This window comes from Xanthomonas sp. NCPPB 2866, from assembly GCF_041475745.2.
Lineage (GTDB): Bacteria > Pseudomonadota > Gammaproteobacteria > Xanthomonadales > Xanthomonadaceae > Xanthomonas > Xanthomonas arboricola.
Window position 1 is genome coordinate 4,577,815 of sequence record NZ_CM192975.1, and the last position, 23,240, is coordinate 4,601,054.

Genomic DNA, 23,240 nt, shown 5'->3' on the forward strand with positions numbered 1-23,240 from the left:
GATCCGGGCACAGCGAGCCGCGCATTATGCACGGCTTTCCTATGTGCCGCAAGCACTTAGACCGCACTCCCCGCCCGCTCGCGGTGCAGCCAGCGATACAGCACCGGCAGCACCAGCAGGGTCAGCAAGGTCGACGAGACGATGCCGCCGATCACCACCGTGGCCAGCGGGCGCTGCACCTCGGCCCCGGCGCCGACATTGAAGGCCATCGGCACAAAGCCCAGTGCGGCCACCAACGCCGTCATCAACACCGGGCGCAGGCGGCTCAGCGCGCCTTCGCGCAAGGCCTGCTCCAGCGACATGCCCCCGTCCCGCAGGCTGCGCACGAAGGCGATCATCACCAGACCGTTGAGCACCGCCACCCCCGACAGCGCGATAAAGCCGACACCGGCGGAGATCGACAACGCCAGGCCGCGCAGCGCCAGCGCCACCACGCCGCCGGTCAGCGCCAGCGGCACGCCGCTGAACACCACCAGCGCATCGCGCAGCGAACCGAACGACCAGTACAGCAGCGCAAAGATCAGCAGCAAGGTGCCCGGCACCACCCAGGCCAGGCGCTGGCCGGCGGAGATCAGTTGCTCGAAGGTGCCGCCGTAGCCGATCCAGTAACCGGTGGGCAGCGCGACCTCGGCCTGCACACGCTGCTGCACCTCGGCGACGAATCCGCCCAGGTCGCGGTCGCGCACATTGGCGGTGATCACGATGCGGCGCTTGCCGTCTTCGCGATTGATCTGGTTGGGCCCGAGCACGGTTTGTAGCTTTGCGACCTCGCGCAGCGGCACCGTGGTCGGTTCGCCACTGCGCCAGCCGGCCGCGCGGCTGGACTCGTCGGCATCGGTGCGCTCGCCATCGCCACGCAGCGGGATCGGCAGATCGGCCAATGCGGTCGGGTCCTGCCGCAGGCCTTCGGGCAGGCGCACCACGATGTCGAACCGGCGGTCGCCTTCGAACAACTGCCCGGCCGCCTGCCCACCCACTGCGGCCGACACCGTGTCCTGCACCACGCCGGGATTGAGTCCATAACCGGCCAGCGCGGCGCGATCGGGCACCACCGCCAGCATCGGCAAGCCGGTGGCCTGCTCCAGGCTCACGTCGGCCGCGCCCGGCACCGTGCTGGCGACTTCCTGCACGCGCTGACCCAGCTTGACCAGCGTGTCCAGGTCATCGCCGTAGACCTTGATCGCCACATCCGCACGCACGCCGGAAATCAGCTCGTTCATGCGCATCTGGATCGGCTGGGTGAACTCGTAGTTGTTGCCGGGCAGCTGCTTCACCGCTTCCTCGATCTCGGCCACCAACTGCGCCTTGGGTTTGCGCGGGTCCGGCCATCGCGCGCGCGGATGCATGATCAAGAACGTATCGGCCACCGACGGCGGCATCGGATCGGTCGCCACTTCGGCAGTCCCGAGCTTGCCGAACACATGCGCCACCTCCGGAAACTGCTTGATGCGTTTTTCCAGCGTGGACTGCATGGTGATGGCCTGTTCCAGGCTGGTGCCGGGAATGCGCAAGGCGTGCAGCGCGATGTCGCCCTCGTCCAGGTTCGGGATGAATTCGCTGCCCAGGCGCGTGGCCAACACCGCGCACAGCGCCACCGCCACCACCGCACCGAGACCGACCCAGCGGCCGTGACGCAGCGCGCGATCCAGCAAGGGCGCATACACGCCGCGCGCCCAGCGCATCGCGCGGTTTTCGTGCTCGGCCACCTTGCCGCCGAGCAACAAGGCGATCGCTGCGGGGACAAAAGTGAGCGACAGCAGCATCGCACCGCTCAGCGCCAGCACCACGGTGATCGCCATCGGATGGAACATCTTGCCTTCGATGCCGGTGAGCGCGAACACCGGCAGATACACCGCCGTGATGATGCCCAGGCCGAACAGGCTGGGCCGGATCACCTCTGCCGTGGCTTCGGCGGTCAGTTCGAAACGCTCGTCGCGCTCGAGCACCCGCCCCAGGCGCAATTGCGCTTGCCCGAAGCGGCGCAGGCAGTTCTCCACGATGATCACCGCGCCATCGACGATCAAGCCGAAATCCAGCGCACCCAGACTCATCAGGTTGCCGGACACGCCACCGCGCACCATGCCGGTGAGGGTGAACAACATCGCCAGCGGAATCACCGCCGCGGTGATCAGGGCCGCGCGCACATTGCCCAGCAGCAGGAACAGCACCACGATCACCAGCAACGCGCCTTCGATCAGGTTCTTGGCGACGGTGACGATGGTGCGGTCCACCAGCGCGGTGCGGTCGTAGACCGGCACCGCCTGCACGCCGGCCGGCAAGCTGGCATTGGCCACTTCCAGGCGCTGCGCGGCGGCCTGCGCCACGGTGCGGCTATTGGCGCCGACCAGCATGAACACCGTGCCGAGCACCACCTCGGTGCCGTCCTGGGTGGCCGCCCCGGTGCGCAACTCGCGCCCCTCGCCGACCTGCGCCACATCGCGCACCCGGATCGGTACGCCTTGGCGCCGGTCCAGCACGATCGCCCCGATCTGCGCGATATCGTCCACCTGCCCCGGCACCCGCACCAGGAACTGCTGGCCGTTGCGTTCAATATAGCCGGCGCCGATGTTGCGATTGTTCGCCTCCACCGCGCGCGCCACATCGTCCAGCGTGAAACCCAGGGCGACCAGGCGTGCCGGATCCGGGGTGATGTGGATCTGCCGCGCATAGCCGCCGATGGTATTGACCTCGGTGACGCCGGGCACATTGCGCAACTGCGGGCGCACCACCCAGTCCTGCAGGGTGCGCAGATCGGTGGCCGTCCACGCACTGCCATCAGACTTGCGCGCATTCGCTTTGGCTTCGACCGTGTACATGAAGATCTCGCCCAGGCCGGTCGCGATCGGCCCCAGCTGCGGCTCCAGGCCGGCCGGCAGTTGCGACTTGACCTGCTGCAGCCGCTCGGCCACCTGCTGCCGCGCAAAATACAGGTCCGTGCCATCGACAAAGACCGCCGTCACCTGCGACAAGCCGTAGCGCGACAACGAGCGTGTGGATTCCAGCCCCGGCAAGCCCGCCAGCACCGTCTCCAGCGGAAACGTCACCCGCTGCTCCGACTCCAACGGCGAGTACCCCGGCGCGGCCGTATTGACCTGCACCTGCACATTGGTGATGTCCGGCGTGGCATCGATCGGCAGGCGCGAAAAACTCCACGCGCCGATCGCAATCAACACCGCCGTCAACGCCAGCATCAACCACCGCTGCGCGATCGCGAACCGAATGATGTTAGTGAGCATGACGCGCACCTCCGCGCACGCTCGGCGTAACGGCGTACGCAGCCACGCCGATCAGTGCGTACGTACGCACGCACGACACCTGTGCAATCGCAGCGGGCTGCCGTCGGCCGGTGGCAGCACCACAGCCAGGATCCCGACCCTCGCCGCTATCGCGATCGCCCCCGACGCATCTAACCTTTGCCGCGCAGATTCTCACGCTGTTGCTGGCGTGATCGCCTGCGCCGTGAGTGCGTGGACGACGTAAAAAACGTTTCACCGAAGAATGGATGAACTGTGCGCAAGCACGCGCTTGCGGTCGAGGCAGACGCAAACCGGAAGCGCAGCGATCAATGATCATGCGATGCCCCCGACTTCTCGATATCGGCCTTCACCAGATAACTCTGCACCACCACCACCGCGTCACCCGCGGTCAGACCCGACACCACCTGCACCTGCTGCGCATCGCGCGCGCCCAACTTCACCGGCCGCACCTCGTACACATCCCCCACCCGCACGAACACCACCTCCCAGTCGCGGAACTGCTGCAAGGCCCCCACCGGCACCACCATTGCCGCCGGCTGCTGCGCCACCGTCACCCGCGCCTTCACCGCCGAGCCCGGCCGCCACAAGCCGTCGTCGTTGCGCAACACCGCGCGCGCCACCGTGCTCTGACTCGCGGTGGCCGTGCCCGGCAACACGCGCTCCAATGTGGTCTGCACCACCACGCCATCGCTGATGCGGGTCACCGTCACCGGTGCGCCGGCGGTGATGTGCCCGGCATCGGCGCCGAAGATGTGCAGATCCACCCACAGGCTCGACAGGTCGGCAATCTCGAACAACGCCTGGCCTTCGCTGGCGTTGCTGCCCAGGCTGGCGTTGCGGGCGAGCACGGTGCCGCTGATCGGCGCGCTGACCGAATACGTGGTCAGGCTCAGGTTGCTCTCCACCGTGGCCAGCACCTGGCCGGCGCGCACCTGGTCGCCGACGTTGACGCGCAGGCTGCGCACCGGCCCGGGGAAGCGTGCGGTGGCCTGCGCCTGCGCACCTTCTGCCGGCGTCAGCAGGCCTTGCACTTCGTGCTGGTCGGCGATGCTGCCGGGACCGACCGGCGCGACCCGGATGCCGGCGTCCTGCGCGATTTTCGCCGCGATGGTGGTGCGCCCTTCATAGCTGGGATAGGCCCAGCGATGCGACCTGCCCTGCACGGTGGCGCGTACTTCCACATCGAACGAATGCGGCTCGCCGACCGTGCTGTCGGCCAACAGGCTGCCATCGTCGCGTGCGCGCAATCGATGCACTTCGTTGATACCGCCAAGCCGGGTCAAACGCACTTCGACACTGCCGGCGCTGGGCGGCAAGGGCTTGCCGTCGCGGTACAGCCAGGCGCGATAGGTCGGCGGTGTGCCGTCTTCGGCAATCGCCAGCTCCACGCTGTCGCCGTCCTGTTCGAGCAGGCGCCCGCCGTGCGTGCCTTTTTCGGCTTCCTCGCCATGTGCGTCGGCGTCGCCTTCGGCGCCGGGCGTTGCGTGGTCATGGGCTTCTTCGCTGTTGCCGCTGTTGCCGCCGCAGCCGCTCAGCAGCAGCGCCAGCACAAGCGGCACAATCAAAAAACTTTTCATTGGAATTGGTCCTGGTTGGCGCCGGCGCAGTGCGTCGGGCGAACGAACGAAGATGGTCTGTGCTGGATCCGCGGTAGGCGCGGTAGGCGCGCGCAGCGCTTGGCGGCTGCTGGATGCCGATGCGGTTGCAAGCGCCGAGGCCGATACCGACGCAGCGGCTCCAGGCGGACGCAGGCAGGCAGGGCGAAAATGCGCGGCGGAGGTAGCGCTCATGGCCCCACCTGCGCAGTGCTGTCGGCCACGAACGGCTGCCCGGTCAGGCGCTGGATCTCGATCAATGCGGTCTGCGCTTCCAACGCGGCGGCCAGTTGCTGCTGGCGTGCATCGCTGCGCTGTGCCTGCAGCTGCGCCCAGTCCAGATAACTGGTGGCGCCGGCGCGATACGCGCGCTCGGCGGCGGCATCGGCGCGCGCAAGTGCGGGCAGCACATCGCTGCGCATGCGCGCCACTTCCAGCTGCGCGGCGCGGTAGCGGCCATGCGCGTCGGCCAGTGTCGCGTAGAGCGCCAGTGCCTGCGATTGGCGTTCGATCTCCAGCAACGACAGCTCCGCTTCGGCGGCGCGGATCTCCGGTTGCGCACGCGCGGCGCTGCCCAGGGCCAGCGAAACGCTGCCCAGCAGTGCGGTGGCGTCGTTGGCTTCGAGCCGGCGCACGCCCACCTGCCAGTCCAGGTCCGGACGCGCCTGGCTGCGTGCCAGCCGCACCCGCGCCTCGCGCATGCGCTGCTCACCGTTCAAGCGCGCCAGTTCGGGGGTGGCATCGAGCAGCTGCGTCAGCACCTCGAACTCGGGAATCGCCGGCAGCTGCAATGGGTCGCCAGTGACATCGCCGAAGTCCGGCGTGCGCTGCCCCCACAACACCGCCAGCTGGCGGCGTGCGGCCAGCAGTTCCTGCTGGGCGCGATCGCGCTCCAGTTCCGCGCGCGCCTGCAGGGCCTGGGCGGTCAGCAGCACCGATTCGGGCGATGCGCCGGCCTGCAGACGCTGGCGCGCGGCACGGACGGTGCGTTGGCGCTGGGCCAGGGTTTCCAGCGCGGCCGCATGCCGCTGCGCGGCCATGCCGATGGCCAGATAGCGCCGGGCGACTTCGGCCAGCACGTCCAGCCGCGCCAGCGCCCGCTGCGGGGCCAGTGCGTCGATGCGTGCCTGGGCCAGGGTGCGGCGCGCGTCCAGCTTGCCGCCCCGTTCCAGCACGCCGGCCAGGGTGACGGTGAGTTCGGCCTGGTCCAGCGCGCGGGTCGGGCCGCTGCCGAACACGTTTTCCAGTTCGGCGCCGATGCGCAACGGCGGACGCAGCGCGTCGCGCTCGGCGTCGGCGGTGAGGACCGCGCGCTGACCATCGGCCAGGCGCAGGTCGGGGTGCTGCCGGGCAACGCGCGCGATGGCGTCGTCCAGGGTCAGCACGGGCTTGGGCGGTACGTCCTGCGCCATGGCGCACGGCACGACCGCGAAGACGGCAAGTGCCGTCAGTCGCAACCACATGAGGGTGTCTCCGGAATCGGGATCGATGGACAGGCCGGCAGCCGCCGGCGATGCATCAGGCCGCGATCGGGGGACGCAATCCGGTCTCGCTCAGGTGCGAGCGGTAGTACGCGAGCACGGCCACGGGCTGGGCCTGCGTGTGCGTGGACAACGGCAGCCAGGCCAGTGCCGGCAAGACGGCCGGATTCTGGCCGTGGCAGTAGCCGCTATGCATCAGGGCGTGCATCAGGCCGGCCCCATCGCGCTCGCCGGCATCGCCTTCGTCGGCGCCGTCATGGCCGTGCGGCGCGGTGTCTTCCAGATGCATCTGGTCGTGCGCCAGCGCATGCACATCGCCCAGCGCGCAGGCCACCGGTGCGACCAGCACGCCCATGGCCAGCACCGCCAGCACCATCAGGCGCAGCAAGGGGTGCAACAGGCGGGCGCGACGCAGCAGCATGGGCGCAGCCTATCGGGGCCAGGGCAGTTACACAATCGCATGCCTGCCGCGCAGCATCGCAGGAGCGGACCTGGCCGCGACGCCGTCCTGGTCAGCGCGATGGCACTTCGCCTACATGCTGGTTGGTCGCAGACAGCGTCCGGGGGGGCGAGAAGCTGCCGACGATTACCTGGACCCGGGATCGAGGCCATGGCGGCGCCAGGGTCGGGACGGCGTCGCGGCCGGGTCCGCTCCTACGTGGAGCGGACCGTTTGGCCAGCGCCATCAGGCGCAACAGGCGGGCGCGACGCAGCAACACGGGCGGTCGTAGGAGCGGACATGGCCGCGACGCCGTCCTGGTCAGCGCGATGGCACTTCGCCTACATGCTGGTTGATCGCAGACAGCACCCGGGAGGGCGAGAAGCTGCCGACGATTATCTGAAACTGGGATCGAGGCCAGGAAGGCGCCAGGGTCGGGACAACGTCGCGGCCGGGTCCGCTCCTACGTGGAGCGGACCGTTTGGCCAGCGCCATCAGGCGCAACAGGCGGGCGCGACGCAGCAACACGGGCGGTTGTAGGAGCGGACATGGCCGCGACGCCGTCCTGGTCAGCGCGATGGCACTCCGCCTACATGCTGGTTGGTCGCAGACAGCGCCCGGGAGGGCGAGAAGCTGCCGACGATTACCTGGAACTGAGATCGAGGCCATGACGGCGCCAGGGTCGGGACGGCGTCGCGGCCGGGTCCGCTCCTACGTGGAGCGGACCGGTGGCCAGGGTCAGGGCGCGGCAGCGCTGGGCTTGGACGTTGCCGGGCGCGCCTTGCTCTCGGCGATGAAGGCGCGCACCTGCTGCTCCAGCACCGGCAAGGTGACAGAACCCTGCTTCAGCACCGCGTCGTGGAAGGCCTTGATGTCGAAGCGGTCGCCCAGTTCCTGTTCGGCCTCGGCGCGCAGCTTGACGATGCTGATCTCGCCCAGCTTGTAGCTCAGCGCCTGGCCGGGCCAGGAGATGTAGCGGTCCACCTCAGTGGTGACCTCGTGCTCGCTCAGCGCGGTGCGGTCGCGCAGGTAGGCCAGCGCCTGCTCGCGGCTCCAGCCGTCGTGGTGCACGCCGGTGTCGATCACCAACCGGCAGGCACGCCACATTTCGTAGGTGAGCCGGCCGAATTCCTCGTACGGGGTCTCGTAGATGCCCATCTCCTGGCCGAGCTTTTCGGTGTACAGCGCCCAGCCTTCGCCGTAGGCGGAGATATAGTTTTCGCGGCGGAACGCCGGCTGGTCGCCCTGCTCCAGCGCCAGCGAGCCCTGCAGCGAATGCCCGGGCGAGGACTCGTGCAGGGTCAGCGCCGGCAGGTTGTACAACGGCCGCGACGGCAGGTTGTAGGTGTTGACCCAGTAGGTGGTGGCGCCGCCGCGGCCGGCGGTCCAGAACGGGGCGATATCGTCCGGCACCGGCTTGATGGTGAAGCGCCCGCGCGGCAGCGTGCCGATGAACCTGCCGACCTGCCCGTCCACCCGCTTGGAGATCCACGCAGCGCGATCGAGCAGTTCCTGCGGGGTCTTGGCATAGAACTGCGGGTCGGTGCGCAGGAAGCTCAGGAACTGCGCGAAGCTGCCCTTGAAACCGACCCGTTTGATGATCGCGTCCATCTGCGCCTGGATGCGCGCCACCTCGTCCAGGCCGATCTTGTGGATCTGCTCCGGGCTCAGGTCCAGCGTGGTGTATTCGCGGATCTGCTGGCGATAGAACGCCTTGCCGTCGGGCAGCGCTTCGGCCGCCAGCGTGGTGCGCGCCTTGGGCATGTATTCGTCGCGGAAAAAGCTCAGCAGCTTGCTGTAGGCCGGCAGCACTGCATTGCTCAGCGCGGCCTTGGCCTGTTCGCGCAACTGCGCCTGTTCGGCGGCGGGGATCTGCGCCGGCAGCTGCTTGAACGGCGCGTAGAAGCTGGACGCAGTGGGATCCTTGACATCGGCCACGGTGGCGATGGAAACGTCGCGGCCATCCAGCACCGCGCGCGGCACGCTGAACCCGCGCGCCAGGCCGGCGCGCATGTTGGCGGTCTGCTGGTCGAAGTAGCGCGGCACGTCGTTGAGGCGCGCGATATAGGCGCGGTACTCGGCAGCGGTCTTCATCGGCCGCTGCGCCATGAAGCCGAGATTGGACCAGAACGAGCTGTCCGAATTGAACGGCATCTCGTACAGGCGCAGGCGCACCTCGGCGGCGAGGTTTTCCACCTGCGGGCGGTAGATGGCGTAGTTGACCTGGTTGGCGGGCGAGAGCTGTTTCGGGTCGATGCCGTCGAGCTGCTTGAGCACGCCGTCCCATACCGCCAGGCGCGCCTGCTGCGCGGCCGGGCCGACATCGGGCAGATGGGTGTTGTCGCCGGTGGTGTCGCTGTCTTCGTCGGCCTGGCCGGTCTCGGCCTGGCGCCAGTTCCACTCTTTTTCGTAGATGGCGCGGAAGCGCGCATCGGCGGGGCGCTCGGCGGTCAGCGTGGCGGGCGCCGCTGGTGCCGGTACGGCGGCCTGCGCCGAGGTGGCGGCGAAGCTTGCGCCCAGCAGGGCGAGCGAAAGTGCGGCGGCGAGAGGAGATGTCACGTGCGGGCGGCCTGCGTTCGGATCGAACGTTCGATCATGGCAGCCCATGCCGCAGCTGCCATGGGCCGGAAGTCCCAGCGCGGGGATTGCGGGTCGCGGGTTACAGAGTGAATGCGCGCGACCGGACAGGCCGGCCGCTTCAGCCTGCCTTGCGCACCACCACCAGATGCCGCTCGCCGTCCAGGCCGGGCACCTGCAGCGGATGCACCTCGCCCACCGTCCAGCCGGCGGGCAGCGCGGCGATCTCGTCATGCGGGTAGACGCCCTTCATCGCCAGCAGGCTGCCGCCCGGGCGCAGCAGGTGGCCGCCGACGTCAATGATGCCGGCCAGCGTATCCAGCGCCCGCGCGGTGAGATGGTCGTAGGCGGCCGGCTCGTCCAGCGCCTCGGCGCGCGATTCGGCCACGCGTGCGTTGCCCAGCGCCAGCTGGCGCAGCGCCTCGCGCATGAAGCGGGCCTTCTTGCCGTTGCTTTCCACCAGGGTCACCTGCAGCTGCGGGCGGGTGATCGCCAGCGGGATGCCGGGCAGGCCGGGGCCGGTGCCCAGATCGGCCAGGGTGCCGCTGGCGATGTAGGGCTGCATGGCCAGCGAATCGAGCAGATGGCGGGTGACCATCTCGCGCGGGTCGCGCACGGCGGTGAGGTTGTAGGTCTTGTTCCAACGCACCAGCAGCGTCAGATAGCGCAGCAACGGCGCGGCAAACGCCGCATCCAGGGATTGGGCCTGCAGGCCATTGGCCAGCGCAGCGGCTACATCGGGGGGAAGTGCGGCATCGTTCATGCCGCGATTATCGCAGCTGGGTGGCGTGCAGGTGCGTGCCGCGCAGGTTGGCGATGCGTGGCGAGTGAGCGCGTGGGCCGCAAGCCGACGTACGTGAACTTGCCCAGCACAACGTCCAGGCCTGCGGTGCCGCAAGGCCTGCCACCCACCACAGCCGCCGCTGCACCGGCGTGCGGGCATCGCTGTGGGCAGGGTCACCCGCCGCGGTGGAACACCCGTCTCCGTATCCACCCGCAGTCGATGACGCAGGCAAGCCTGCGCCGACAGCGACACCACTGCCGCTGCCATTGAACGGACATGCGCCCGTCGCACTATGGTCGCGTTCGCCAGATCGCCTGTATGCCCATGTCCTCGATCGACCCGTCTTCCGCATCGCCCCTGCCCGGCCCCGACAACGCAGCTGCCGCCGTGGATCACGGCCGCCGCCGTCTTCTCGTCGCCGGTGCCGGGCTGGCGGCCGCCGGGCTGCTCAGCCCGTTCGCGCGTGCCAGCGGCAGCCCGGACCCGTTCACCCTGGGCGTGGCCGCGGGCGACCCGCTGGCCGACGGCTTTGTCATCTGGACCCGGCTGGCGCCACGCCCGCTGGAGCCGGATGGACGCGGCGGGCTGACCGCCCCGGTGCAGGTGCGCTGGCAGGTGGCCAGCGACCCGGGCATGCGCCACATCGTGCGCCAGGGCCAGACCGTCGCCAGCCCGGCCTGGGGCCATGCGGTGCATGTGGAGGTCGCCGGCCTGGCCGCCGATCGCCCGTACTGGTACTGCTTCCAGGCGCTGGGCGCGCGTAGCGCCATCGGCAGCGCGCGCACCTTGCCGGCGCCGCACCAGTTGCCGGATGCCGCACGGCTGGGCTTTGTGTCCTGCTCGCACTGGGAGCTGGGCTATTTCAGCGCCTACCGCCACCTGGCCGCCGAACAGCCGGACCTGGTGTTCTTCCTCGGCGATTACATCTACGAATACAGCAACCACGGCGAGGCAGCGACCAAGATCGTGCGCCCGCATGGCAGCGGCGAGTGCCTGGATCTGGCCGGCTACCGCAACCGCTATGCGCTGTACCGCACCGACCCCGACCTGCAGGCGCTGCACGCCGGCAGCGCCTGCGTGGCGACCTGGGACGACCACGAGGTGCAGAACGATTACGCCAACCGCTGGTCGCAGGACCCGTCGATTGCGGTCGACACCTTCCTGGCCCGGCGCGCGGCCGCCTACCGCGCCTTCTACGAACACTTCCCGCTGCGCGCGCGCAGTCGCCCGCATGGCGCCGACATGCGCATCTACCGCTCGCTGGACTACGGCCAGCTGGCGCGTTTCTACGTGCTCGACGGGCGCCAGTACCGCAGCGAACAACCCTGCCCGCAGCCCAACGGCTGGCGCGGCGGGCATGTAGTGGACGACAGTTGCCACGAACGCACCGACCCACGCCGCAGCATGCTCGGCTGGGAACAGGAGCGCTGGCTGCATGGCGCCTTCGCGCAGTCGGCCGCGCGCTGGAACGTGATTGCGCAGGATCTATTGGTGGCACCGATGAACCAGCACGGCCGCGACGGCGTGCTCGGGCAGTGGACCGACGGCTGGGACGGCTACCCGGCCACGCGCACGCGCATGCTCGAGGCGATCGCCACCACGCGACTGCGCAACCCGGTGTTCTGGGGCGGCGACATCCATTCGTACTGGGTCACCGATCTGAAGGCCGATCCGGCCAACCCGGACTCGCCGACGCTGGCCACCGAATTCGTCGGCACCTCGATCACCTCCGACGGCCAGAGCAACGCCGAGCTGCAACAGACCATGGCGCTCAATCCACACGTGCACTACGCCGAAGGCGAAACCCGCGGCTATGTCTCGGTGACGCTGACGCCGGGCCGGATGGACACGCGCCTGCAAGGCATCTCCGACCGCCGCGACCGCGATGCCACCGTCTCGACGTTGAAGCGCTTCGTGGTCGAAGACGGCAAGGCGGGTGCGGTGGAGGCGTGATCAACTATAAATATCTGCATCGACAAGATTATGGGCCAGGATTGATCCATGCCTTCGAGCTCGCCCCTGTACCGTCAATTCGCCCGGCGAATTCAACTCTGATTCGCAACGCTGTTGAGGACCTCCTCGGAGAAGACTTCGAGGGGAGTTTTGAATCCGAGTATCTTGCGTGGGCGATTTTAGAGTCGCTGCTCGATCCATCGCAGGTGCGCATCGGTGATGGTGCTGAAATCGGTCTGTTGTGGCAAGTATTGGCAAGTCAACTCGTTGGCATTTTTTTTGCTGCCTCGCTGCCATGCGCAGTACGGATCTGCAAAATAGAAATCGCTCTGCAGGCAGGCAGCAATGAGCTGATGATCGGCGAACTCCTTGCCGTTGTCGGCGGTGAGGGTGTGCACTGTATGGCCTAGGCCATACAGCCGCTGGACGATGGCGTTGCGCACGTTCTCGGCGGTGCCGTCAGGCGAGTAAGCAAGCAGATGCAGGCGACTGTGGCGTTCGGTGATGGTGACCACCACGGCCTTTCCGTGTGAGGCCCGAAGGGTATCCAGCTCCCAGTCGCCGATGCGGCTTCGCTGCTCCACTACGCTTGGGCGCTGTGTCCAGCTGCGCCGATGCGTCAGCTGCCCGCAGCCATCGCGCACGCCCCGCCGACGGCGCTTGCGGCGGCGCCTGCGTAGATACGTGAACAACTGACCACCGCGCTTCTGGTCGGCGTAGATGTGCCGATAGATCCATTCGGGACTGGCCAAGCCGGTGCGCCGGCAATCTGTTCCGGACTGAAATCCTCGCTCAGCAGGCCCTCGATCTGGCAGATGCGCTCAGCGTCGATGCGTAGACGCCGGCTGGCCTGCGCGCGCCGATGCTCGCTGATGCGCTGCGCGTGCTCTGGCAGATACTGCCGAGCGTGCTAGTTGCGGCGCAGTTCGCGGCTGATCGTGCTGGGCGCACGCTCCAACCAATCGGCGATGGCCCGCATCGACATGCCGGTTTCATACAACGCATGTAGACGGTATCGTTCTAGCAGGTTCAGGCGGCTGGATGACATGGGCAACTCCACTTGGCGGTGAAGTCGTTCAGGTCAGGTCGCCTGGGCCACTTCACAACCGTTGGTGTCGCGATCCAGAGCTGAAGCCGCCGGCCATATGGCTCACATTACTGATATACCCTTAGAAATTACCTCATCCTAGTTGAGTCAATTTCAGACTTCCATTATCAAGATTTGACCACCGCGCACGCAGCACCTTAGTCACTGTCTCACGGCCACCCTCTAAATTGACTAGGAAATCAAGACTTTCCTTTTGGATACGCAATTCATTTTGCATGAGCTGACTTTCACAAACCATGCCCTCCAGGCGAGGATCATTAGGATCAATATCTTCTTGAAATTGAACAAATAAATCAACGGTATCTCTGGATAAAGATGCTACATCAATGAGCTGCATTGCTGTCGAGCTTGTTGTCGCATTTATAGTCATCGCTGTTGCTACAGCAGCGTCAAGTGCGGCGGATGTGTATAGCGAAGTAAAATCTTCTGTATCGGGCGCCTGCTTCTCACAAGCTTTTACTAGGGTAGCCGCCTCCTCATTTAAGTTACCGAATTCAATCCATTTCCAAATATAGTCTAAGGAATCCCTTAATACCGACGCATCACCAAAACCGGTCTCTTTGCTGAAATCAACGTAATTAGGAAACATCCTTTCACAACAGTAGGTCATAAAAGCTATACGCTTCCAGTCCGGCATGCCATTTATCCAAAGCAAAATTTTTGTTTCGTTGAAAATTTCCACTTCCAGCCTTCATTTATCTTTAATGGGAATTTCTAATTTTCTCATGGCTTCCTGACATCCTGAGCATGCCGTTCGACTCGGCGAGACGCTTGTTGGCGTCAATCCCATATCTCTAGCGGCATTGACTCCGTTCACCTCCGCGTGCGTGCGTGCGGCGCCTTTTCCAGCCACCTCGCCAACTTGTAGGGCTGCACGCTGCGCTGGACGCAACCTCCCTTCGCTTGAAGTGACAACGCGAACACCTTCCGCCGTCTCTGTTACAGCAGTCGTGACTTTGGACTGAGTTATAGGTTTTAGTGCGCCCTGGATTTCCCTTGCCCTGGTGAGGGCGCTTACTGCTTCAGCAGACTTCGCAACAACCCCGCCTACGCCTGCAGCTGCTCCACCAGGACCATCACCAAACTGCGATAGGAACAGGTCCAACGCAACACTAAGTGTAACAGCAGCATGCTCACCCTGTGCTCGGTGGAAGTCATTGATAACGGCCGGGTCGCTGGAACCAAGTTTATTTTCCGCTGGAATTGTCTGCCTTCCATCCGGATCAGTGAACCGATACGGATTGTCATTAGCATACCAATAGCGATTGAATGCCCCTAAAGGATTGCCATAAGCCATCACGGGATCAACTGAAAGAAGTCTTCCAATCTGTGGATCGTAATACCGCTGCTGCATATAACTCAGCCCGGTCGCCGAGTCAGTCACATGCCCGGTAAACCCAGGTCCGTCCACTGCTGCCTTATTGACCATGCCGCCATACGGCTCATACACCGTCCGCTCGATCACATTGCCTGCGGCATCGGTGATCGCCACAGGTGAGCCCAAGGCGTCGGTGTGGATGTACTCCACCGTTTCGGCAAGACCTGTAGCCGGCCAGGCCAATGCCAACAGCAGCGCCGCACGACGCGAGATTCTCTTCAGCATCCTGGCATCCTCATTCCATCTCGCCCTGGGTCACCGGGAATGGTGGGCTCGACCATGCCGAACAGCCACCGGCGTTGCAGGCGCGCACCGTGTACTCGTAGGCGCAGTAGGCATTGCCGTTTGCACTGACATAGGTGCTGGGGCCGGTGTAAAGCGCATTGCCGCCACTGCTCTGCAATTGGTACTCCACTGCATCGGCGACCGCAGACCAACCGGCTTCGCACCAGACCTGCACCGGCGCGGTGCGCGTACTCAGCCAGTTCGCTGTCTGCATGGCCGGCGTCGCCGGTGGCGGAGAGACCGTCACCGTGACAATGCCCGAAGTCGGTCCGCAGCCGGCCATGTTGCAGGCCCTGGCGCGGTAGCCGTAGCTGCCCCTGCCTTTGCTGGTGTCAAAGCTGGTGGCAGCGCCCGCATATACCTGCACCCATCCTGCGCCATTACTGTCTTCTTCCAGCTGGAAGCTCTCGCTGCCGGATGGGGTGCTCCAACTCACCGTGTACGCGTTACCCGGCACCAGCGAGGGGGCCGACAGTGCGGGCTCCAGGCTGGGCGGGGCGACAACCTGCACCGTGACAGTGCCGGACCAGTTACCGCACCCGGCACGATTGCAGGCTGCCACCCGGTAGCCGTAATCGCCGGCAGTGCGGGCACCGCTCTCGAAGGCCTGTTGGAGGCCCTCCTGCAGCGTGGACCACGCTCCACCATTGGCACTTTCCTGCAGCACATAGTGAGAGGCCGCGCCTACAGTCGACCAGCTGACGGCAAAACCGCTCTGGGTGGCACGTGCAGGAGCACTCGTTGCGGGCGCACTGTCGGGCGGGTACACCACATTGACACTGGCGCTGGCGGAATAGGACGTACAGCCGATGGGATTGCAGGCGCGTACCCGATAGCCGTAAACCCCCGCCGCGCGTGCTGCAAAAGCCCTGGACAACTCTGCACCGGTGTAGCTTTGGCTCCAGGCACCATCGGCAACGCTCTCTTCCAGCTCATACCCGGTTGCACCCGAAGCGGCGGACCAGGCGATGCTGTAATTGCCGTTGTCGCCAAACTGAGGCACCGACAGGTCGGGCACGGTCGACGGTGGCAGCTCGATCGCCACTGTGGCGATGTTGCTCCAGCCTCCACAGCTGTCGCGGCATGCACGGACGCGATACTGGAAGCTGCCAGTCGATTTCCCGGTGACGGTGAACGTCAGCGCGCTTGCGTTGTAGATGCCTGTCCAGCTTCCGCCGCTGGCCGCTTCCTCCAGTTCGTAACGCGTTGCCGCGCCCACCGCGTTCCAGGTCAACGCGTAGTCGCCCTGATTGACGTAACCCGGGCCGCTCAATGCCGGAACATTCGGGGTCACGCTGCCCGACACCTGCGCCACCAGGCTGCCGTTGAGCTGGATGTAGTCCACGTCCTTGCCGGTGCGCTCATTGCGCTGCTGCCGCAGGACACCGGCATTGTCGTAGAACGAGTAGATCGCGCCGCTGGCGGAGGCCTGAGCGCGGATACGCCTTCCCTGCGCATCGTATTGATAGGTCTCCACTGCACCGACCTGACGCAGGCGGTTACCGTAGTCGAAATCGTAGGTCACGCCGTTGCGATTGTTTAAATTGCCCTGCACGTCGTAGCTCAATCCGACCAGCGTCGCTCCGCCGACGGCATCGACCACGTTGGTCAGGCGATTGTTGCCATCGTAAACATGCATGCGATCACGCGTTCCCACTTTGGCCGACTCCAGATTGTCCAAGGCGTCGTAGTTGTAGCTGGCGTCACCAAAAGCAGCAGAGGTTACGGTTTTCAACCGATCCAGGCCGTCGTAGGTCATGTCGCGGCTGGTGTTGCCGCCCGTTACGCCATCGCTGATGGCCATCACATTACCCATGGCATCATAGTCATAGCCATCGTCGAGCACCGCAGTGCCACCAGCCAGATCGGTACTGCGATCGGGGAGACCACGCACGTTCTGTCCCAATGTATGCACCACGCCATTGCCGTAGACGAACCGCGACATGCCGCCATTGGCGTAGTAGGTCACCTCGCTGGCAAAGTTGCCTGCACGGGTCGGGCGGCCCAATGCATCCGGCGCATAGTCCACAACACGCCCACTCGGGTAGGTATGGCCCGACAGCGCGCCATTCGCATCGTAGGCATAGCTCATGCTCCTGAGCCCAAGTTCGGCGTGCTGCTGAGACTCCAGAACCAGCAGGCGTCGGCGGTTGTACTGGTAGCTGCTGATCACCGGCAACGCGTCGCTGGTATTGGACGTGCTGATGGAGGCAGGCAGACCGTCTGGGGTATAGGACCAATCCTGATCGCCCCGACCATCAGGGAAGCGCAGTTGAAACAAGCGATTGCGCGCATCGTAGTTGCGCACCACGACACGGCCACTCGCTTGCGCCGCTTCGGTATCGCACTGGCTCGCGCTGGTCAGGGCGGTGCCCGATGCAGACCAGGCAAGATTGCCGGCTGCATCGTAGTCCTGCACGGTGGCGCCGGATTCCGGCTCGATGGTCTTGCACAGCTGGCGATACCCATCGTAGACATAGCGACGGGCCAGCTGCTGGCTGCCATCCCCGTTACGCCGGTTGATCGAGAGTGGAGTTCCGAGCGCATCGCGCTGGATCTCGGTAATCACGTCTTCGGGTTGGGAAATCGTCAACGGCATTTCGTACTCCGGCCCGGTATAGGCCAGATGCCGGGTCGTGGTGGAAAGACCTCGCGGATTGGTCACGCGGACGCTGAGATCGCCGATGTAATCGGTCGTGGTAACGAGCGGCCAGAGCTCCGATGCCTGCGTCATGCCGATCGGGCGCCCAAGCGCATCGTATGTATAGGAAGTGCCTGAGAGCGACTGGTTGACATCGTTCACTCCACGCGACGGGTACGAGGTAAACGCCTTCTGGCCAGTGACGTCATAGCGAGTGACCACGGCGCTATCGGTCTGTCCTTGTGCCACCTCCGCAGTCAGTACAGGGCGAAATAACGCATCCAGATAGGTCTGGGTTGTGTGCCCGCCCTGCGTGCGGCTGTGCAGCCAATGCCCGGCAGGCAGGCAGGCCGAGATTGGCTGCCTCCATGCGTTGCAGCGCAAAGCTCACTGCATTCCATGCCGTGCTGTCGCCCTGCGGATATTGGATCGACGCCAATCTCCCCATGCCGTCGTAGGTGTAGTTGGTAGTGAACCCGTTCTCATCGGTAAGTGCGGCAATCCATCCGTTGTCGTCGATCACCACCAATCGCGTCGCGCCATTGGGCGCTTCAGCGGTGCCGGGAAACTTGATTTGCTGCGGTACACCGAACTTCCAACTACTGAGCAGGGTTGCATTGCCACGCCCATCGCTGACGCTGGCGACCGTTCCATCAGCGGCGTAGCCCACACTCTGGGCAAGCCGCCCAAATGCATAGAAACGCACTGGTAAGCCGCTTGCAGTATCAAACTCGGCGCGGCTGCGCTGGATATCGCCGACGGTCTCTTGCTGGTCCTGTCCCAACAACCACAATCCAGCGTCGTCGTAGTAGGCCTTGGAGATAGTTCTGCTCTGGCCGGCAGAGTTCGACTCCACTGCAGATCTCTCGCGGGCGAAAGCATCGAAGGCAGTAATCTGGCGGACAAACTGCACACCATCCTGGGTTATGCTGGTGCTCTGCACGGGTCGGTTGCCATGCGACATGATCTCGTCACTGCCATATACATAGCTGGTACCAGCCAATGCCGGAAACGGTGCGTCTGCAAGCTGCGACTCTGTAACGTAACTGGTGGTCTCCACCTTGACATTGACATCGTTGCGCGTGGTCACGACGCCCAGCAATCGCCCATCGTTGTAGCGGACTTCCTTGCCGAACTCGTAACGCTTGACCGTGCCGTCGGGCCCGACTTCCACCGTGAATTTGTGTTCTGCGCTGCCTGCCGGATACAGCGGCCAGCTATCCACCGTGACGTCACGATCGTAGCGCCCACCTAAATTGAGATAGTCGTACTGCCATTGAGCAGGCGGCAGCGCAGGGCCGCTTATGGTCTTGGATTTGAGGGTGTAGGCATCGCGATATAGCGGCGTCTGGTTCCATCCATCCTCCAGCGTGGCGCTTTCCCCGTTTTCCTGACAATCGAAACGCACACCCATCCGACCGTGCCGGATCGGGCGCAGACTAAACGTTGCGACTGCTCCAGAAGGGTGGTTGACGGTATAGATCGCTTCGTTGTCGAGGAGGATACCCATTTTGGCGCACAGATCCATGCGTACACGATAATTGGATTCCGGCTCGTCCTGGGTTTGCCGCTGCTTGTATAGCAATGCCGGTGGCGTGATCGCATAGCCCCACGCTGTTCCATCCGGCAAAGTGACCGAGATCAGCCGGGAAGTAGTGCTGTCGTACTGGTAGCTCCACTGGCGCGTACCGCTGGTCATACTGGCGATGCGCCCCGCGTTGTCGTAGCCGAGCACAATGCTACGCCCATCGTTGGCATGGAGACGCTGCAGCTGCGCGCCACTCCATTCGTAGCGAACCCAGTTGCCGAAGCGGTCGACGATCTGGCTCGGATACAGAAATACCTTGTTGCGGCGGAGCACCGCATGCGTATCTGCCCCAAGGGTTTGCTTATGTGCCTGATCGTTATGGTCGCGCACCACCATCCAATCGAAATAATACTTGCTACCGTCGGGCGCATGCCCCACGAAGCCCTGCCCTACCTGCCCGCTCTTCAAGGCACCCAGGCATGAGAAGAACCAGCCGTCCTTGGTATTCCAGCGCACAGGCTCGGTAAACGTCGGCCTGACCTCGCGCGCATCTCCTGATGCGCCAAGCAGTTCGCCGCCCCCACCTCCGGGCAACGACAGCCGGTTGCCGTCCCAGTACTCGAAATCAGCAAAATCAATATCGAGGGTTCCGCGCACATTCCGGACCGTGACAGTCGGTGGTCCGCTCACGCTGTCACAGCGCTGCGCAGGCGCCCAACCGCCAGCAGCTGCCGTGGCCGCATCACCTCCAAAAACGCCTGAAAGAGAAGGGATATCCAGCTCCCAGTCGCCGAAGGCAAGATTGCTCTTGGGGTTGCTCGGGTCGAGCTTGCGTCCGATGGACACCGATAAGCCGCTATTTCCCGTCAACGACAGCTCGGTGGCAGAGAAGGACACCGACCCATCATAAAGATTGACCGACTCGCCAAAGATATCGCCCTTGAGCGGCTCGACCAGTTCCGCATATTTCAGCCGGTTGCCATATTCCTCATGCCAGCTTGGAATCTCCGCATGCAGCGTCGAACAAAAGCACGCGAGCGATAAAATCATTACCCCGAGTCTTGCGAGATCCGCAACAAACAGGCGACCAGTACCGCGAAGCCTATAAACCGGAAAAAATTGACCACATTTGTCATCAGACACGCCATGCGTCCTACTCATCCCTGACCTCTGCGCTGTAGTGAATATCCACTCATGACCGCCATCCCAGCCAGTGAACCAGCTGGCGTTTCGCGCGATGACCTGTCCTTGGTGCCTCAGACGAGTCTGTTCCGCAACGGGAATACCGTCAAGAAAAATTCAAAGCCCTAAGCACGTTGGAAAAGCGAAAGACGCCCATGCAGCGGCACCTCAAGCGCTCACCACTTCATTGCCGGCAATGCAGCGCTGAGGGGGTGAATTCGAAATACTCCAATCACGTTGCTATGCCTGAAAGATTCGCCTAGCTATCGTCGCGCCAGACACGCGCCGGTAAGACTCATGCGCTAGATCTGGATGCCGGACCCAACTTGTCAAGGACATCCCATGACCGCCTCCGATCCCGCCCGCCGCCGCGTGTTGCAAGGGCTGGGTGCCGGCCTGTTGTTGCCGGCCACTGCCGGTTGGTCCGCGCGCGGTCTGGCTGCGCCGTCCGGGCGGCCGCTGATCACCGATGGGGTGCAGAGCGGCGATGTCGTGGATGGCCGGGCGTTGCTGTGGAGCCGCTGCGATCGGCCGGCGCGGCTGCGGGTGGAATGGGATACGCGCCCGAGCCTGCGTCAGGCGCGTCGCGTGGATGGGCCGGTGGCTTCGCCAGCGCACGATTTCACAGCACGGGTGGATCTGGGCGCATTGCCGCGCGATCAGGACATCTTCTACCGGGTGCGCTTCGAAGATGCTGACAACGGCGTCTTGAGCGCACCGGTGCACGGCCATCTGCGCAGTGCGCCGCAGGCACGTAGCGATGTGCGCTTTGTCTGGAGTGGTGACACCGTCGGCCAGGGCTTCGGCATCAATCCGGACATCGGCGGCATGCGCATCTACAGCGCGATGCGCGAGCGCAACCCGGATTTCTTCCTGCACAGCGGCGACACCATCTATGCCGACGGCCCGATCCCGGCCGAGCTGATCGTGGAAGAAGGCAAGCGCTGGCGCAATCTCACCACCACCGCCAAGAGCAAGGTGGCCGAAACGCTGGACGAATTCCGCGGCAACTACCGCTACAACCTGCTCGATGAGCATGTGCGCCGCTTCAATGCCGAGGTGGCGCAGGTCTGGCAATGGGACGACCACGAAACCACCAACAACTGGTCGCCCGGCAAGCAGCTGGACGAGCGCTATCAGGTGCGCGATATCGGGGTGCTGGCCGGTCGTGCACGTCAGGCATTTCTGGAATACGCGCCGATGCGCGGTGTGCATGCCGATGGCAACGGGCGCATCTACCGCAAGATCAGTTACGGCCCGCTGCTGGATGTATTCGTGCTGGACATGCGCAGCTATCGCGGCGCCAACAGCGACAACCTGCAGCCGCAACCGGGCGCGGACGCGGCCTTTCTGGGCCCGCAGCAACTGGCCTGGCTGCAGCGCGAACTGGCCGGCTCGCGCGCGCAATGGAAGGTGATCGCCGCCGACATGCCGATCGGCCTGCAGGTGCCCGATGGGCAGGACGCCGCAGGCCGCGCGCGCTGGGAGGCGATCGCCAACGGCGATCCGGGTGTGCCGCGCGGGCGTGAACAGGAGATCGCCACGCTGCTGCGTTTCATCAGCACAGCGCGCATTCGCAACACGCTGTGGCTGACCGCCGATGTGCATTATTGCGCGGCGCATTACTACCACCCGGATCGGGCGGCGTTTCAGCAATTCGAGCCGTTCTGGGAGTTCGTGGCCGGCCCGCTCAATGCCGGGAGCTTCGGCCCGAATGCACTCGATGCCACCTTCGGCCCGACGGTGATCTTCCAGAAAGCACCGCCGGCACCCAACCTGTCGCCGCTGGCCGGATTTCAGTTCTTTGGCGAAGTGGAGATCGATGCACGCACCGGCGTGCTGACGGTGACCTTGCGCAATCTGGATGGGGTGGCGCAGTTCCGTCAGCCGATTTTGCCGCACGCTGCGACGCGGCCGGAACATGCCTGAGACGTCGGTCGGACCAGCAACGCAAGCATCCATGTCCGGCACGTGCTGCATCACGGTCCAGGACGCAACGCGCACCTGCGCTGCAGCCACGCAGTGAAGCGATCGCCGCGCCTATTCGGCCGGCAACGGGTAGAACGCCAGCGCAGCGCGGCAATCCGGTGCGGCCCACCATTCGTGCAACTGCCATTGCGTGGCCTGGCCGAGCGCGGGGTCGCACCACTGCAACTGCAATGCGCCGTCGGGTGCCACTGCGTAGGCCAGCCGATGCAGGCCAAACGACAGGCCATGCCCGTACGCCTTGAGCAGCGCTTCCTTGGCGCACCACAGGCGGAAAAACAGCACCTGTTGCGCGTCCGGCTGCAGGCCGGCCAGCACTGCGATTTCGTCGGCATGGAAGAATCGCTGCGCGATTTCCAGCAAACGCGGGCGCGCGCGGATGCGCTCCAGATCCACGCCCAGCCGCACGCCCTGCCCCAGGCCGACCAGCAGATAATCGCCGCTATGGCTCCAGCCGGTGTCCCGGTCGGGCAAGGCCGGCTGCAGCGACGGCCGCCCGCGCTCGTCGCGCCGCAGCGGCACCTGGGCCGGTTCCAGCGCCAAAGCCTGGCCCAGCAACTCGCGCGCCTGCGGTTCGCCACGCTCGCCATGCCGGTGCGGACGCAGCCACAGTTGCACCGGGCCGATATGCCAGCTTGCGTGCGCTGTCACGCTGCGTGCACCAAGCACAACAGCCGCATGCGCGTGCGACCACGCTCGACAGTCACTTCACGCCGGTCTGCGTTGAATGGCGCCCATGCACTACTTCCGGTGCAATCGCATGAGGAGTTCGGCAACATGGGCATCATCATCTGGTTGATCGTCGGCGGCATCGTGGGTTGGCTGGCCAGCATCATCATGCGTCGCGATGCACAGCAGGGCATCATTCTCAATATCGTGGTCGGCATCGTCGGCGCGCTGATCGCCGGGTTCCTGTTCGGTGGCGGTATCAATCAGGCCATCACGCTGTGGACCTTCGTGTGGTCGCTGGTGGGTGCGGTGATCCTGCTGGCAATCGTCAATCTGTTCACACGTGGACGCGTGCGCTAAGCACGCATCCACTGATG

At 64.9% G+C, this 23,240-nt stretch carries 14 protein-coding genes and 1 pseudogene; 3 read left to right on the forward strand and 12 right to left on the reverse strand.

The features are described from left to right. Positions 1–56 precede the first annotated feature (56 nt). From ACCQ04_RS19480 to rsmG, 6 genes are all read right to left on the reverse strand, one after another. Positions 57–3,236 carry an efflux RND transporter permease subunit gene (locus ACCQ04_RS19480; RefSeq protein ID WP_226427896.1) on the reverse strand — a complete coding sequence of 1,060 codons (3,180 nt, stop codon included), beginning with the start codon at positions 3,234–3,236 and terminating at the stop codon, positions 57–59. A 326-nt stretch (positions 3,237–3,562) separates the two neighbouring features. Beyond that, positions 3,563–4,834: an efflux RND transporter periplasmic adaptor subunit gene (locus ACCQ04_RS19485; protein ID WP_372358599.1), complete on the reverse strand. Its 1,272-nt coding sequence runs from the start codon at positions 4,832–4,834 to the stop codon at positions 3,563–3,565. Positions 4,835–5,043: 209 nt separating this feature from the next. Beyond that, entirely contained in the window at positions 5,044–6,315 is a 1,272-nt protein-coding gene (locus tag ACCQ04_RS19490; protein ID WP_226427894.1) for a TolC family protein, read from the reverse strand. Positions 6,316–6,370: 55 nt separating this feature from the next. Next, positions 6,371–6,754: a hypothetical protein gene (locus ACCQ04_RS19495; RefSeq protein WP_226427893.1), complete on the reverse strand. Its 384-nt coding sequence runs from the start codon at positions 6,752–6,754 to the stop codon at positions 6,371–6,373. A gap of 756 nt (positions 6,755–7,510) precedes the next feature. Next, entirely contained in the window at positions 7,511–9,331 is a 1,821-nt protein-coding gene (locus tag ACCQ04_RS19500; RefSeq protein ID WP_226427892.1) for a DUF885 domain-containing protein, read from the reverse strand. Between the two features lie 139 nt (positions 9,332–9,470). Further along, positions 9,471–10,112: a 16S rRNA (guanine(527)-N(7))-methyltransferase RsmG gene (gene rsmG, locus ACCQ04_RS19505; protein ID WP_016901826.1), complete on the reverse strand. Its 642-nt coding sequence runs from the start codon at positions 10,110–10,112 to the stop codon at positions 9,471–9,473. Between the two features lie 345 nt (positions 10,113–10,457). Here rsmG and ACCQ04_RS19510 point away from each other — a divergent pair, with 345 nt between their 5' ends. After that, a complete protein-coding gene (locus ACCQ04_RS19510; protein WP_226427891.1) occupies positions 10,458–12,086 on the forward strand; it encodes an alkaline phosphatase D family protein in 1,629 nt (542 codons plus the stop codon). 92 nt (positions 12,087–12,178) lie between these two features. On the opposite strand, the pseudogene ACCQ04_RS19515 reads toward ACCQ04_RS19510, so the two are convergent. The 5 genes and pseudogenes from ACCQ04_RS19515 to ACCQ04_RS19535 all read right to left on the reverse strand — a co-directional run bounded on the left by ACCQ04_RS19515 (position 12,179) and on the right by ACCQ04_RS19535 (position 20,169). Beyond that, positions 12,179–13,134 (reverse strand): annotated as a pseudogene (locus ACCQ04_RS19515) (IS30 family transposase). Between the two features lie 133 nt (positions 13,135–13,267). Then, positions 13,268–13,876 carry a DUF416 family protein gene (locus tag ACCQ04_RS19520; RefSeq protein ID WP_226427890.1) on the reverse strand — a complete coding sequence of 203 codons (609 nt, stop codon included), beginning with the start codon at positions 13,874–13,876 and terminating at the stop codon, positions 13,268–13,270. A gap of 9 nt (positions 13,877–13,885) precedes the next feature. Further along, positions 13,886–14,797, reverse strand: a complete 912-nt coding sequence (locus tag ACCQ04_RS19525) for an RHS repeat-associated core domain-containing protein (protein WP_184611725.1) — start codon at positions 14,795–14,797, stop codon at positions 13,886–13,888. A gap of 10 nt (positions 14,798–14,807) precedes the next feature. Beyond that, a complete protein-coding gene (locus ACCQ04_RS19530) occupies positions 14,808–17,720 on the reverse strand; it encodes a hypothetical protein (RefSeq protein ID WP_372358600.1) in 2,913 nt (970 codons plus the stop codon). 4 nt (positions 17,721–17,724) lie between these two features. After that, positions 17,725–20,169 (reverse strand): RHS repeat protein, encoded by a 2,445-nt coding sequence (locus tag ACCQ04_RS19535; protein WP_226427887.1) that lies wholly within the window; start codon positions 20,167–20,169, stop codon positions 17,725–17,727. A gap of 381 nt (positions 20,170–20,550) precedes the next feature. On the opposite strand from ACCQ04_RS19535, the gene ACCQ04_RS19540 reads away from it, so the two are divergent. Continuing rightward, on the forward strand, positions 20,551–22,137 hold the full coding sequence (locus tag ACCQ04_RS19540; RefSeq protein ID WP_226427886.1) for an alkaline phosphatase D family protein: 1,587 nt from the start codon (positions 20,551–20,553) through the stop codon (positions 22,135–22,137). Positions 22,138–22,248: 111 nt separating this feature from the next. Here the strand turns inward: ACCQ04_RS19540 and ACCQ04_RS19545 are convergent, their stop codons facing one another. Beyond that, a complete protein-coding gene (locus ACCQ04_RS19545) occupies positions 22,249–22,845 on the reverse strand; it encodes a 4'-phosphopantetheinyl transferase family protein (RefSeq protein WP_226427885.1) in 597 nt (198 codons plus the stop codon). 126 nt (positions 22,846–22,971) lie between these two features. Between ACCQ04_RS19545 and ACCQ04_RS19550 the strand changes: the two genes are divergently transcribed. Continuing rightward, the gene (locus tag ACCQ04_RS19550; protein ID WP_016901812.1) at positions 22,972–23,223 is read left to right on the forward strand and encodes a GlsB/YeaQ/YmgE family stress response membrane protein; all 252 of its coding nucleotides are present in this window, start codon (positions 22,972–22,974) and stop codon (positions 23,221–23,223) included. Positions 23,224–23,240 lie beyond the last annotated feature (17 nt).

What these genes read in the sequence shown, in the direction of transcription:
- ACCQ04_RS19480 (WP_226427896.1), bottom strand. Translation starts at nt 3,236, where the DNA reads ATGCTCACTAACATCATTCGGTTCGCGATCGCGCAGCGGTGGTTGATG.
- ACCQ04_RS19485 (WP_372358599.1), bottom strand. Translation starts at nt 4,834, where the DNA reads ATGAAAAGTTTTTTGATTGTGCCGCTTGTGCTGGCGCTGCTGCTGAGC.
- ACCQ04_RS19490 (WP_226427894.1), bottom strand. Translation starts at nt 6,315, where the DNA reads ATGTGGTTGCGACTGACGGCACTTGCCGTCTTCGCGGTCGTGCCGTGC.
- ACCQ04_RS19495 (WP_226427893.1), bottom strand. Translation starts at nt 6,754, where the DNA reads ATGCTGCTGCGTCGCGCCCGCCTGTTGCACCCCTTGCTGCGCCTGATG.
- rsmG (WP_016901826.1), bottom strand. Translation starts at nt 10,112, where the DNA reads ATGAACGATGCCGCACTTCCCCCCGATGTAGCCGCTGCGCTGGCCAAT.
- ACCQ04_RS19510 (WP_226427891.1), top strand. Translation starts at nt 10,458, where the DNA reads ATGTCCTCGATCGACCCGTCTTCCGCATCGCCCCTGCCCGGCCCCGAC.
- ACCQ04_RS19525 (WP_184611725.1), bottom strand. Translation starts at nt 14,797, where the DNA reads ATGCTGAAGAGAATCTCGCGTCGTGCGGCGCTGCTGTTGGCATTGGCC.
- ACCQ04_RS19540 (WP_226427886.1), top strand. Translation starts at nt 20,551, where the DNA reads ATGACCGCCTCCGATCCCGCCCGCCGCCGCGTGTTGCAAGGGCTGGGT.
- ACCQ04_RS19550 (WP_016901812.1), top strand. Translation starts at nt 22,972, where the DNA reads ATGGGCATCATCATCTGGTTGATCGTCGGCGGCATCGTGGGTTGGCTG.